General features: G+C 26.7%; 14 protein-coding genes. 13 read left to right on the top strand and 1 reads right to left on the bottom strand.

Annotated elements, in window-relative coordinates:
• Positions 1 to 323: 323 nt before the first annotated feature.
• The 3 genes from BN2920_RS14905 to BN2920_RS14895 all read left to right on the top strand — a co-directional run bounded on the left by BN2920_RS14905 (position 324) and on the right by BN2920_RS14895 (position 2,343).
• Positions 324 to 563, top strand: coding sequence for a hypothetical protein (locus BN2920_RS14905; protein WP_058295777.1), 240 nt, complete (start codon positions 324 to 326; stop codon positions 561 to 563).
• 94 nt (positions 564 to 657) lie between these two features.
• A protein-coding gene (locus BN2920_RS14900) for an IS1595 family transposase (RefSeq protein ID WP_097919238.1) occupies positions 658 to 1,705 on the top strand; the annotation gives its coding sequence in 2 pieces (ribosomal slippage) (positions 658 to 1,452 and positions 1,454 to 1,705; 1,047 coding nt in all).
• 77 nt (positions 1,706 to 1,782) lie between these two features.
• Positions 1,783 to 2,343 carry a GNAT family N-acetyltransferase gene (locus BN2920_RS14895; RefSeq protein ID WP_058295776.1) on the top strand — a complete coding sequence of 187 codons (561 nt, stop codon included), beginning with the start codon at positions 1,783 to 1,785 and terminating at the stop codon, positions 2,341 to 2,343.
• 262 nt (positions 2,344 to 2,605) lie between these two features.
• On the opposite strand, the gene BN2920_RS14890 is transcribed toward BN2920_RS14895, so the two are convergent.
• Positions 2,606 to 3,190, bottom strand: a complete 585-nt coding sequence (locus tag BN2920_RS14890; protein WP_058295775.1) for a sigma-70 family RNA polymerase sigma factor — start codon at positions 3,188 to 3,190, stop codon at positions 2,606 to 2,608.
• 315 nt (positions 3,191 to 3,505) lie between these two features.
• Between BN2920_RS14890 and BN2920_RS14885 the strand changes: the two genes are divergently transcribed.
• From BN2920_RS14885 to BN2920_RS14845, 10 genes are all read left to right on the top strand, one after another.
• On the top strand, positions 3,506 to 4,072 hold the full coding sequence (locus BN2920_RS14885; RefSeq protein ID WP_058295774.1) for an N-acetylmuramoyl-L-alanine amidase: 567 nt from the start codon (positions 3,506 to 3,508) through the stop codon (positions 4,070 to 4,072).
• Between the two features lie 104 nt (positions 4,073 to 4,176).
• A complete protein-coding gene (locus tag BN2920_RS14880; RefSeq protein WP_058295773.1) occupies positions 4,177 to 4,869 on the top strand; it encodes a response regulator transcription factor in 693 nt (230 codons plus the stop codon).
• Positions 4,866 to 6,155: a sensor histidine kinase gene (locus tag BN2920_RS14875; protein WP_058295772.1), complete on the top strand. Its 1,290-nt coding sequence runs from the start codon at positions 4,866 to 4,868 to the stop codon at positions 6,153 to 6,155. Before BN2920_RS14880 ends, BN2920_RS14875 begins: the two co-directional genes overlap by 4 nt.
• Positions 6,156 to 6,255: 100 nt before the next feature.
• A complete protein-coding gene (locus tag BN2920_RS14870) occupies positions 6,256 to 6,930 on the top strand; it encodes an ABC transporter ATP-binding protein (RefSeq protein ID WP_058295771.1) in 675 nt (224 codons plus the stop codon).
• Complete coding sequence (locus BN2920_RS14865) at positions 6,927 to 9,356, top strand: ABC transporter permease (protein ID WP_058295770.1); 2,430 nt, start codon at positions 6,927 to 6,929, stop codon at positions 9,354 to 9,356. Before BN2920_RS14870 ends, BN2920_RS14865 begins: the two co-directional genes overlap by 4 nt.
• A 504-nt stretch (positions 9,357 to 9,860) precedes the next feature.
• Complete coding sequence (locus BN2920_RS14860; RefSeq protein WP_083498822.1) at positions 9,861 to 10,499, top strand: nucleotidyltransferase family protein; 639 nt, start codon at positions 9,861 to 9,863, stop codon at positions 10,497 to 10,499.
• Between the two features lie 15 nt (positions 10,500 to 10,514).
• On the top strand, positions 10,515 to 10,736 hold the full coding sequence (locus BN2920_RS14855; RefSeq protein WP_058295768.1) for a hypothetical protein: 222 nt from the start codon (positions 10,515 to 10,517) through the stop codon (positions 10,734 to 10,736).
• Between the two features lie 245 nt (positions 10,737 to 10,981).
• Entirely contained in the window at positions 10,982 to 11,428 is a 447-nt protein-coding gene (locus tag BN2920_RS14850) for a hypothetical protein (protein ID WP_058295767.1), read from the top strand.
• A 66-nt stretch (positions 11,429 to 11,494) separates the two neighbouring features.
• Complete coding sequence (locus BN2920_RS21470) at positions 11,495 to 11,653, top strand: hypothetical protein (protein ID WP_157065784.1); 159 nt, start codon at positions 11,495 to 11,497, stop codon at positions 11,651 to 11,653.
• 289 nt (positions 11,654 to 11,942) lie between these two features.
• Complete coding sequence (locus BN2920_RS14845) at positions 11,943 to 12,872, top strand: Rpn family recombination-promoting nuclease/putative transposase (RefSeq protein ID WP_058295766.1); 930 nt, start codon at positions 11,943 to 11,945, stop codon at positions 12,870 to 12,872.
• Positions 12,873 to 13,003 lie beyond the last annotated feature (131 nt).

The raw sequence follows: 13,003 nt of genomic DNA, 5'->3' as shown, positions 1-13,003 counted from the left end.
AAGTTTAAATCTCCTTCATTTATTATTTTTCAATTAAGATATATGTTTATTTAGTAAATATTCTAGTATGGTAATATTCTAAACCATAAATATTCTTTAGAATAAATATGGTGAAGAATATATATTCTTAAGAATATGCACCTTTAAAAAGGGAACGAAGTGCAATTAGGATCTTTTAAAGCCTAAAATAATGAGAGGCTATAAGATTTTAGAGTTTATTAGAATAGTATTTTATAGAATAAAACATATATCCATAATGAAGGCTAGAAAATTTTCATGTAATAAATTTTTTAAGCTGCAATAAATTATGGAGGGATTAGAAAATGGTTAAAGATGAAATTAAAATGAAGGATGAAAATAGTGAGGCGTTTGATAAAAAGCAAATAGCTTTAGCAATTAGAAATTCTACTTTAGACGATGAGCTTAGTTGCTCTATATTAGAAGAAGGAATTTTAAAGAAGTGCCAGGGGTGTAGCCTTAATGGTATTTGTAATGGTATTGATAAGGTTGTTGATGAATATGTGAATAATAATACTAGAGTTGTGAGTAGCTTTAGTTTTTAATAATAGGCTGTGTTAAATAATTATGTTGATTTAGTGTTTAAATTGATGGGATATAGGTTATAATATAACTATAGATATAATTTGAGGTGGATTTATGGCAAGTGTTTCAAGTATTAAAATAGATATTACTACCCTTGGTGATTATGAATTACAAGAATTATTTAATTATATAGGAGAAATGCTTACGCTTGGTTCTTTAAAAGGCTCCCTTAATAATGATTTTAAAGAGTCGAGATTTAGTAAGGGGGAGGTCTGCCCTCACTGTCAGTCAACCTCAATTGTTAAAAATGGTAAATTGAAAGATAAACAAAGGTATTTATGCAAGACTTGTAATAAGTCATTCAACGATTTAACTAAATCTGCTTTGTCTTGCACTAAACTACCTTTAGAAAAATGGATTGAGTATGTAAAAGGTATGATACTTGGACTTTCCATAAGAAAAAATGCTAAAAATATTGATGTATGTGTTAAAACATCTTTTTATATGAGGCATAAAATACTTGATTGTATAAGAGAGTTTATGGGAATTGGTGATGTAGACGGTGTAGTTGAAATGGACGAAACTTTTATTCCGTTATCTTATAAAGGCAACCATAAGAAAAGTGGCTTTGTAATGCCAAGACCTTCTCGTAAAAGAGGTAAGCAAATTAAAAAGCGTGGTATTAGTAATGAGCAAGTTTGCATAGCAACTGCTATAGATAGAAATGGTAATATTATATTAGAACCAATATGTACAGGGAGAATAAGTCATTACGACCTTGAAAGTCTATACAAAGGTCGTATAGACAATAATTCAATCATCTGTACAGATAGCCATAAGTCGTATATTCAATTTGCTAAGAACCTTTCATTAGACCATAAAAGAATAATGAGAGGACATTATAAAGAATGGTATATATCATATAAATCACATCAACTCTTTGCATAGCAAACTAAAGATTTGGATGTATAGATTTAAAGGTGTATCAAGTAAGTTTTTATCAAATTATATGGCTTGGTATAAATGGCTTGAAAGTTTTAATGATGATAAAGAAATAATAAGAACAAAAAACATGCTTATACATAGTGTAATACCATTTGTAGATACTCGAATCCAAGCGTATAAAAACAGAACTCTTGTTTACGCAACAAAAAGTTGTTAATATGCCTAAATTTGTATATAATATTATATATTTATGCTGGTGTTATAGTTATAATAATTTTCAAAGGGGTTGAGTTTATGAACATAAAACATATTGACAATATTATTGATAAAGTTGAATTGAAGAATGGAGCACAATTAATCTTGAGAAAGGCAACAGTAGACGATGCTAACGATATTATTGAATATTTGAATACTGTTGGTGGAGAAAGTAATAATTTACTTTTTGGAGAAGGTGAGTTTAAACTTACAATTGAACAAGAGAGAGCATATATCGAAAATATTAATAAAGATAAAAACTCTCTTATGTTGTTAGGTGTAATTGATAATAGAATTGTGAGTGTTTCTCAAATAAGTAGTCAGAACAGACAAAGAATAGGTCATAATAGTGAACTCGCAATTTCAGTAATAAAAGAATATTGGGGAAACAGAGTTGGTAGTTTTGCTATAGAGCAGTTAATAAAATTTGCAAAAGATAATAAATCTATAAAGAATATTAGTCTTGGTGTTAAAGAGGATAATCATAATGCCATTAAACTGTATAAAAGGCATGGATTTGTAGAAGTAGGCGTTCATAAAAATTTCTTTAATATTAATGGTGATTATTATGATGAAATATTAATGGATTTATATATCTAAAGTTATTAAATAGACAAGCAATAGGTAGTTTAAATTTAACTACCTATTATTATTACTATAAATCAACAAATATATCTAACAGAGCCTAATAATAAAAAGAGATAGCAGGGGGATTATATGCTATCTCTCTTTAAATGGGTTATCATGTATTTATAATATTGACAGATATTACAAGTATTATACAAATGAATTTCTAATATGTTATTCAATATTTTAAGATTAATTAAAAAAATCAAGGTATCTGCAATATACCTTGATTTTTTTATGAATAATGAATAACTTTATTATCATTAATGTATTTATAAATCTTCTTTAAAACACTTCTCTTTCTCATGTGAGCAGTAGAATAGCAAAGCTTTTTTAGATAAGCATATTTTCTAATAGTATTATTCTCAAAGAAAATAAATTGAACCAGTTCTTTTTCCTCTTCAGTCAAATTATTAATAGCGTGTCTTAATTCTTCAATATCACATTTATTACAAAGTCCCTCTTCTAAATTATCATCATCAATTAAATTCTCTTCTAAATCCTGTGAAAAAGGAAGAGCATCATTTCCCACAGTAGAGCTTCTAGTTTTGCATCTTTTAATAAGATCACTTAAATTATTTTTAATTCCATTAGTGGCATAAGCAACAAATCTATGATTTTCTAATTTATATTGAGATAGACATTTAAATAAATTTTTATAACATTCATTTGGTATATCATATAGATTATATCCATCAATAAAGGTCCCTTTAGAAAGATTAAGTATAAAAGGTCTAAATTGTTCTACTAGTTTTTCTTTAGATTTTTCATCACCATCTTTAGATTTTTTTACTAGATATTCGATATAGTTATAATCCATGTGAACCTCCTTATAATTAGGCTTATTTCATAGAAATATCAATATGTTGTATTAGAATAAAAAATATCTCTATATATAGTATATATGTGTTAAAGGCATATATCTTATGTAGAAATAGAAATTTACTTATATTTAAGGTAAATAATTTTTTAGTGCAACATAGCTGCTTTTTTAAGCAAATAAGATCTTGGTTGCAGCATAGCTATTTTTTTAATAGGTGAATAGTTTTTGGTTGCAGCATAGCTGCTTTTTTAAAATGTGTATATCTTATATGTAAATGTAAAAAAGTGATATTAATTTGATGGAGGTTAGGTAATGAGTAATGAAGGTATTAATTTAAAAACTATAGCAATTGATATTGGTCATAATGTGAGCTTTGATGGTGGAGCTGTAGGAATTAGGAAAGAAGATGAATTAAATAAGTTAGTTGGTGAAGCTCTTATTGAAAACTTTAGAGCAATAGGAATTAATGTTGTTAATTGTATGCCAAAGAGTGCAATTAGCCTTTATGACTCTTTAAATCAAAGGTGCATAGCTGCTAATACTGGAAATGTAGATTTCTTTATATCAATTCACCATAATGCGGGGAGGGGAGAAGGTGCAGAAGTATTATGTTATGGTAGTGGAATTGCAGAAGAAGTAGGAAACAGCATACTTAATGAGTTAAGCAAGATTGGATTAAAGAATAGAGGAGTTAAGTATAGAAAGGACTTATTTGTACTTAATAAAACTAAGATGAAAGCAATTTTAGTTGAATGTGCCTTTTGTGATAGTGAGAAGGATATGACTGGTTATGAGTGTTGTAAAATAGCTAATGCAATATTCAATGGGATTTGTAGTAAATTTTTTCTAACCCCCTATGTGTTGTCTAGGAGTTCTTGAACTAAATATAACTTTATTATATCCTTACGATTTTTCTTATGCTAAAATATAGCTATTATTAAATTTCCAAATAAAAAATATAGTTTAAACTTTTAGGAGATATTATGGCAAATATATTAGTACTTGAAGATGATGAAAGTGTAAACAGAGGAATTACATTTTCCTTAAAAAAATCAGGAAATACCGTATTTTCCTGTGAAACTATTTTTGAAGCAAAACAATTAATAAAAAAACATCCTATAGACCTTGCTGTTTGTGACATTAACCTTCCTGATGGAAATGGACTAGATTTTATTATGTGGCTGAGACAAGAATTTCAAACATACGTTATTTGCTTAACTGCATTAGATCAAGAAATAGACCAAGTAATGGGTTATGAAGCTGGTGCAGATGATTATATTACTAAACCATTTAGCTTATCTGTGCTAATGTTAAAAATTGATGCTTATTTAAAGCGTAAAATGATTAATAAAAAGCAAAATAAAGTAATTTCAGGAAATATATATATTCATCTTGATGAAATGAAAGCTTCATTAAATGGTGAAGAAATTTTACTTACAAAAACTGAATGGAAACTATTAATTTTATTTTTAAAGCATCCAAAGCAAATTCTTTCAAAAAATCAAATATTAGAAAATATATTTGATATAAATGGGGAATTTGTAAATGATAATACTGTTGCTGTTAACATTAGAAGATTGCGTGAAAAAATAGAAGATGATCCTGCAAAGCCGATTTATTTAAAAAACATTAGAGGCTTAGGTTATATATGGAATCAGGAAGTTGAAAATATATGATGAAAAAAAGAAAATTTAAATCTATTATAAATTTAATTATTATTTCTCTTTTAACATGGTTATTTATAAATATTTTAACTACTTGCTTTTACTATAAAAATTATAATAGCAATATTGATATTATAGCTCAAATGTTATCAATTACTACTGAAAATAATATATCAAATAACTATGAACCCCAAAATTCAATTAATAAAGCTGTTGAAATTTTAAAAGGGCATAATCTTGAATCTATTAAAAATGGGAAAGAAATTTTAAAACAATATGGTTACTTAAAAAATAATCAAAATGCACTATATAAACAATTGCAACAAAATTGTATTATAACAGCATTAGTTTCTTTTTTACTATTAGGAATTTTAAGTTTCTTTCTTGCTTTATGGCAAAAATCAGTTTTTCAAAAAAAAAATAATATATTATTAGAAATTGAACAAACACTTATCAATTTTAGAGAAAATAACTTATCAATTTTATTAAATGATGATGAATCAAATGAATTAGAAAAAATAAAATATCAGCTTGATGCTATTGGAAATCACTTAAACTTATTAAAAGAAGAAGCAAAATTAGAAAGAGATGGAACAAAGGAATTAGTTTCTGATATTTCACATCAGTTAAAAACACCTGTAGCAGCTTTAGATACATGTTTTAGTATTTTACTTCATGAAAATTTAAGTAAAGAAGAACAAATGGAATTTTCTATAAGATGCAGAAATGCATTAGATGGTTTAGAAACATTATTACAATCATTACTTCAAATTTCTAAAATGGAAGTTGGCTTAATTCAAATTGAAAAAAATAAGCTTCCAATCTTGGATACAATAATAACTGCAATTAACCGTGTTTATCCAAAAACATTAGAAAAAAATATTGAATTAATTTTTAATTGTGATGATTCATTAGAATATTATAAAATTATGCAGGATAAGAAATGGTTAAGTGAAGCAATAATAAATGTTTTAGATAATGCAATAAAATATAGCCCTGATAATTCTGAAATATTTGTTTATCTTCAAAAAAGAAATGGCTTTATCCGTATAGAAATTAAAGATAATGGCATTGGAATACCAAAAGAAGAATATCATAAAATATTTCAGCGTTTCTTTAGGGGAAAGATGAATGCTGTAAGCAATGAAAATGGATCTGGAATAGGATTATTCCTTACACGAAAAATTATTGAAAATCATAATGGTACAATTACTGTATCATCTAATTTAGGAAATAATAAAAATACAAATAATAACTGTGGCAGTACATTTGTAATTCAATTGCCAGAAAGTGAGTAGAAGTCTTACAAAACTGTAAGACTTCTACTCATTTTTGAAATCAAATTGAAAGATTACATTGTTAAGATAAAATAGAAAAGACTAAATGGAGGTTACTTTAATGAGTATAATTTTAGAAACAAATCAGCTTTGTAAGTTTTACGGAACAAAAGAAAATCAAGTAAAAGCTGTAAACAATGTCAATATAAAAATTAATCAAGGTGAATTTATAACAATCGTAGGTAAATCTGGTTCTGGAAAAAGTACTTTACTTCATATGCTTGGTGGCCTTGATATGCCAACAAAAGGCAATGTTATCATTTCTGGAAAAGATATTTATAAAATGAAAGAAGATCAGCTTGCTATTTTTAGAAGAAGAAAAATTGGATTTATTTTTCAAGCATTTAACTTAGTTTCTGCACTTAATGTTTGGGAAAATATCGTATTACCATTAGGCTTAGATGGTAAAAAGGTAGATGAATCATTTGTAAATGACATTATTAAAACATTAGGAATTGAAAATAAAATTCATAACTTACCTAATACACTTTCAGGAGGACAACAGCAAAGAGTTGCAATTGCAAGAGCCTTAGTTACAAGGCCAGATATCCTTTTTGCAGATGAACCAACAGGAAATCTTGATTCTAAAACAAGTGATGAAGTAATTGCATTATTAAAAATGACTGCAAAAAAATATGGGCAAACAATTGTAATGATTACTCATGATGATGAAATTGCACAAGTAGCAGATCGTATTTTAATAATTGAAGATGGAAAGGTGGTAGATTTTCGTTGAATGCAACTACAAAAATTGCATTAAGCAATAATAAAAAAAATAAAACTAGAAGTATTCTTATAATAATTGCAATTTTATTAACTACTTCCCTACTTACTATTATTAGCACCTTTGCAAATGGCTTTGTTAGACTTCAAAAGAAAAATGCAAGTAATCATTATGGAAGTAATTATGGGTTGTTTTTATCTGTAAATAACCAACAATTACAAGAAATTTATAGAAGAGCTGAAATTGATGATATAGGAATTATGTCTGCTGCTGGAATATTAAAAGGAAATGAAAAAGGTAGTTTTGTAAGTACAGATTCATCAGTTCGTAAAATGCTTCCATATAATAAAGAATATTTACTTGAAGCTGGAGCTTATCCTGAAAAGGAAAATGAAATTGCTGGAAGTAAAGCTTTTTTTGAATCTCAAGGATATAATAATGTGCAAGTTGGTGATGAAACAAAGTTATATTATCGTTCTGGAATGTCAAAGGAATATACAGAAAGGTCATTTGTAATAAGTGGTATTTTATATAATAGAGAAAACTATCAAATTTCTTCATCTTATGTTGTTTTTTGTTCTCCAGCATTTTATGAAAATGAAATTTCAAATGATTATAAACAATATAATGTTTATTTTACATTAAATGATTCAGTAAAAGTTTCAATGAATAATATAGATGATGTTCTTACAAGTATCGCTAAATCTTGTGGAATAAATAGTAATAATTTAATTATAAATAGTTATTACTTATCTTGGATGCTAGACCCAAGCTATGAAATGATTTTATTTTGTGGATTTACATCTTTAATAATCATATTGCTTGCTGTAATTGTAATTTATAATATCTTCCAAGTTGGTATTGCTCAAAAAATACAGGAATATGGAAAAATAAAAGCATTAGGTGCTACAAAAAAACAAATGAAGTATCTTATTTTAAAAGAAGGATTAATTTTATCAGTAATTGCAATTCCACTTGGATTAATTATTGGATTTTTTATTGCAAAGTTAAGTTTTTCATGGTTAATAGAACAAGGAAATTTACTTGAAACTAGTGTTAAAAATATACAAGTTCCTTTATTTTCAATACCATTAATGTTAATTACTATTATTATTTCATTACTTACAGTAATACTTGCACTTCGCAAGCCAATGAAAATAGTTGCACGTATCTCTCCAATTGAAGCAACAAGATATCTTGAAAATTCAACTATTAAAAATTGTGGAATTAGAAAAGGCAAAAAAAATATCACTGTTTTTTCAATGGCAATGGCAAATATTTTAGGTAATAAAAAAAGAACTCTTACAACTATTCTTACAATGGGATTATCTTGTGTATTATTTGTAATAATTTCAAATTTTGTTGGAAATATTGATACAGAATATGAAGCAAGAAAAGGATTAAATAATGGTCAGTTTGAATTAAAGCTTGATTATTCCCTTGAATGGGATGAAGCTTATCCTGAAAATAACTTAGATTCTATATTAAAAAATAATCCATTAAATGAATCATTAATAGCTAAAATTAAAGCAATTCCAGAAGTTAAGGATGTTATTACTAGGGAAATTGCTGTTGTAAATATTGATGATGTAAAACAAGTAATTTCTATTGTAAATAAAAACGATTTTGAAAATATGCGCTTTGAAGGCGATCTTGGTTTAATGGACTATGATGAAGCTGTAAAAAATAAAGATATCTTCTTTGGCTGGTCTATGTGGATGGAATCAGATGGCTATTCCTTAAATGATTTAATTTCTTTCCAAATAGATAATGGAACTGAAATCTTAAACTATCAAGGAAATATTCTAGGAGCTTTTGCAAGTTCTGATACTTACCTTGTTATGCCTGAAGAAGTATATAATAGCTTACACCCTTCTGGTTCTTCATTTGGCTACCTTTGGGTTGATTGTGATAAAAATGATGTTTCAGTTGTTGAAAATCAACTTAGAGATTTAATTGAAAATACTTCTTATATTAAACTTAAAACTTATCATGATGAATTAGCACTAGCTGAATTTGCAAGTACTATGATGAAACTTGGATGTTATTTATTTGTTGGAATCTTAGGCCTAATTGGATTTATGAATCTTGCAAATACAATTATTATTAATATAATAACTAAAAAGCAGGAATATGGAGTATTACAAGCAGTGGGAATGACAAATAAGCAATTAAATTTAAGTTTACAAATTCAAGGATTAATTTTTACAATTGGAAGTATTTTTATTTCACTTATAGTTGGATTACCTCTTGGTTATATGTTATTTTCATTTGCTAAAAGAAAAGGAATATTTGGAATGAATGTTTATCACATTCCTATTATCCCAATTTTAGTTATGATTGCAATAATCTTAATTCTTCAAATTATATTATCATTTACATTAAGTCATAATTTTAAAAAGGAAACATTAGTTGAAAGAATTCGTTATCAAGGATAAATAAAAATTGATTTTTCTATTTTTATCCAAAACTTCATTAATATAAATGTATAAATAAATTGAACTTATTTAAATAAAGGGGTTATTCTATCAATATTAAAACTAAGTGTAAAACTTCAAGTGATAAAATAATATTAAAGAGCTTATTTTTATAGGCTCTTTTTTTAATATCAAGAGGCTTTTATATTATATTGAATATGTTAGAGAATATAAAACCAGGGGTGAGGAAACTTAAAAGAGAAGTTTAACATCTTACTGAATAAATTGTTTATAAATCGTTATAATTACCTGTGTAGCTAGAGAAATAGCCACATTATAATCATTATAAAAATAATACGTAAAAGTCCTTTTCACAATATTGTAATAGATGGTATACTATAATACATATAAGATAATAATTTAAATATAAGATTTGTTTATGGAGAATGTAAAGTGAGTAAAATATTTAGAGATGATGGAAGAGAATTGTTGAGGATATTTGATAATTTAGTTAAAGGATTTTAAATTAATAATGAATTCCCATCATTAAAAAGGTCTATAAAACAGTTTGATTTTGATGATGTCTATACTGATATTTTAAATTACCATGAACATATAATTGATGATAGAGAAGAATATGATGATTATATATCCAAAAATGTTTTTGATGGAAATGAGATAATAGATAGATACAAAGCTGAAGATTCTTTGAGATATAAATGGAATAAGAATTTAGAGTCTGGAAGAAGATTAGTTGAAGTATGTAATGATCCTTGGGCAATAAGAATAATTACTAATATAACAGTTGATGAGCTTAAAAGTGAAATAGATAATATAATTTGTCTATCTAATAAATTACACTATATAGTTGATGTAGTTAATTTTTATGATAATCATAAATCAGATGGATATAGAGGTATACATTTGTATTTTAAGAATAACAAGAAATGTTATCCTATTGAAGTACAGTTTTGGACAAGGAAAGATTGGTTTTTGCAGAGATATACCCATGAGGTGATATATAAACAATCTTATGAAGAAAATGCTATAGAATATTCAAATAATTTACGTGAGTGGGTAGATAATATTCCTTTATCTCCTGTAGGATTAGATTCATTTATAGATTATTATTATGAAGTTATAAATAGTATAAGCTATGATTAAAGGTGGTGAGCAAATATGACAATGTTACTATATGCAAGAAAACGTGGGCTTGGAGAGACAAGAGTTATAGAGTTAGATTCAAAAGAAGCTATTAAAATTATGAAACAGAATAGAAAATGTGATTTTCAATTAGGCATGATAGGAAGTACAAACCTTCAAAGTGTAGCAAGAGTATATGGAGAATTTGCTCCTTTTAAAAAGGTTGCGTCAGTTGAAGAATTGTTAAAACCATTTTAACATTGAAAAGTTGATAAATTATAGTTATAGACAATGCTACTATAATTACAGATAAAAAGCTTTAAAGAAATTGAATTTTGAATTTCTTTAAAGCTTTTTCTTGTTGAAATAAAACTTAAAGAGTAACTTTTAACCTATAATATTTTATATTGAATAAATAATATAAATATGTTAGAATGCTGTTTCTATTGGGATTAAATGTAAAAAAATCTAATTATTCTCAATAACAAAAGGGGCAATTGATAATGCAAAGAAAATTTATAAATGTTAAGAAGTTATGTATGTCAATCATAATATTAACTATACCAGTGCAAATGATTGGCTGTAGTAGTATTAACTCGAGTGATATGATAAAAATGATAGATGGAGGGCAAGAAATTTCAATAGAGTTAAATCAACCAGATTACACGATTGATGTAAAAGGAACTCAACAAGAGGAAAACACATGGATACAATTAGATCGATTAAAAACATTCAATACAGGATTCAGACAAGCTTTTGATGAACTATTCAATATTAAGACAGTAACAGAGAATAGCATTAATGGTAAGAGTGGATGTATATCTGTAGATTCAATAGGTGATAGAAATGGTAATACAACTATTATAGATAGTTTAAGAAATAAGGTATTTGCAACTAAGTATTTGGGAGACAGTACTGTAAAAGAGAATGTAGCTAAGTTAGCGTCATAAGCTTATACAGATGTAGCTGACAATGTAGATAATCAATTAGTAGCTTCTATAAATGCTTATTATAATTTGATACCTAATGCAGAGAATCCAACAGCATTTAATCCAACTCAAAGTATGACAAGAGAATTGATGAATTGTAGTGAAGGAACAGTGATATATCATACAGCAAATGAAAATATAACTATTGAAGTGAAAAACATTAGAGCTTATAGAGGTAGAATATAATGAAATTGGAATAACTTTTTTTAAGTTAAATGGGAATAAAGTTAATCAAAATTTATTGCGGGATGAAGAGGTACAAAAATTAACTATTAAATTTATTTATTCCCATTTGTTAAATTTCTTTTTATATATACTTCAACAATTATATAAATATTAGAATATTACCATATAAGAATATGTCTATTTATTGGGGGCAGTGTTTTTAAAGTATATTTTTTTATAAAATAATAGTTTATGAAAATTAATAAATGGACTATAATGTAAGTATAATAAGGAACAGGAGGCTGAAACATTGTTAAAGAAGCATGATTATGATGCAGCATGGAAAACAATTCTTGAGGCCTTTGAAGTAGAAGTGGTGGAAGTTCTGTTTCCAGAGATATTTGATGATATAGACTGGGCGTGTGGCACAGAAAGTCTTGATCTTGAACTTGCAGAGATACAGAGAGAAATGTTCGATAAGGATAGTTCGGAGAAAATAATATCGGACAAAATTATAAAAGTAAGGCTTAAGGATAAAAATAGCAAGATTTTATTTATCCATGTGGAAGTGCAAAGCTACAGTAGCGACGAAGATGTTTTTGGAGAGAGGATGTTTAGATATTTTTATCGCATCTGGGATAAATTCAGATATAAGAATAAAGATAAAAGTGAAGTAATAGCAGCTGCAATTTATACTTATAAAGGTGAACGTGGAAAAGATAAGAGCTATGTTTACAAGGTTCCCAAAATAGAAGATGAAATCTTAACATATAACTTTAGAACAATAGATGTAGAAAAACTTGATTTAAATAAAATTAATGATGATAATCCATTAAAGCTTGTATTTAAGATGGCAAAAGTTTTGCTTAAAACAAAACCACATGATAGAGATATTTATAATGCAAAAATAGAAATGGCAGAAGAATTAATAAAATATGATAAGGTCAAAAATGAAGAACAGATAAAAGCTTTGGCAGATTTTCTTGAATATCTATTCTTAATACAGGATAAAGAATTAGAAAATAAATATGAAGAATATAAGAAGGAAAGAGGAGGTGCTGTGCGTATGACTGTAGATCAAATAAGGCAAAAATATTATGAACAAAAGGCAAGAGAAGAAATATTAAGAAAGACAGCAATTAATTTATTAAAAATGGGAATGACAGAGGATATAGTTGCAGAAGGTACAGGACTTTCAATTGAAGAGATAAAAGAGATAAAAAAGCAAATAATGAATTAGAAAATAGACCAGCTATGAGAACTTGTAGCTGGTCTTACTATTTATAAATTTAGGTGTGCTGACTATGTTAATTATATATACAATAATTACTGATAGGAAGGCTTTATGTTTAGCAATAAAAACTTCTACAA

The organism is Clostridium neonatale, from assembly GCF_001458595.1.
GTDB lineage: Bacteria > Bacillota > Clostridia > Clostridiales > Clostridiaceae > Clostridium > Clostridium neonatale.
This window is presented reverse-complemented; position numbering and strand designations above follow the sequence as displayed.

Bases quoted from the DNA above. Each gene is read 5' to 3' on its own strand.
- BN2920_RS14895 (WP_058295776.1), top strand. From the start codon at position 1,783: ATGAACATAAAACATATTGACAATATTATTGATAAAGTTGAATTGAAG.
- BN2920_RS14875 (WP_058295772.1), top strand. From the start codon at position 4,866: ATGATGAAAAAAAGAAAATTTAAATCTATTATAAATTTAATTATTATT.
- BN2920_RS14850 (WP_058295767.1), top strand. From the start codon at position 10,982: ATGCAAAGAAAATTTATAAATGTTAAGAAGTTATGTATGTCAATCATA.
- BN2920_RS14885 (WP_058295774.1), top strand. From the start codon at position 3,506: ATGAGTAATGAAGGTATTAATTTAAAAACTATAGCAATTGATATTGGT.
- BN2920_RS14890 (WP_058295775.1), bottom strand. From the start codon at position 3,190: ATGGATTATAACTATATCGAATATCTAGTAAAAAAATCTAAAGATGGT.
- BN2920_RS14870 (WP_058295771.1), top strand. From the start codon at position 6,256: ATGAGTATAATTTTAGAAACAAATCAGCTTTGTAAGTTTTACGGAACA.
- BN2920_RS14905 (WP_058295777.1), top strand. From the start codon at position 324: ATGGTTAAAGATGAAATTAAAATGAAGGATGAAAATAGTGAGGCGTTT.
- BN2920_RS14880 (WP_058295773.1), top strand. From the start codon at position 4,177: ATGGCAAATATATTAGTACTTGAAGATGATGAAAGTGTAAACAGAGGA.
- BN2920_RS14855 (WP_058295768.1), top strand. From the start codon at position 10,515: ATGACAATGTTACTATATGCAAGAAAACGTGGGCTTGGAGAGACAAGA.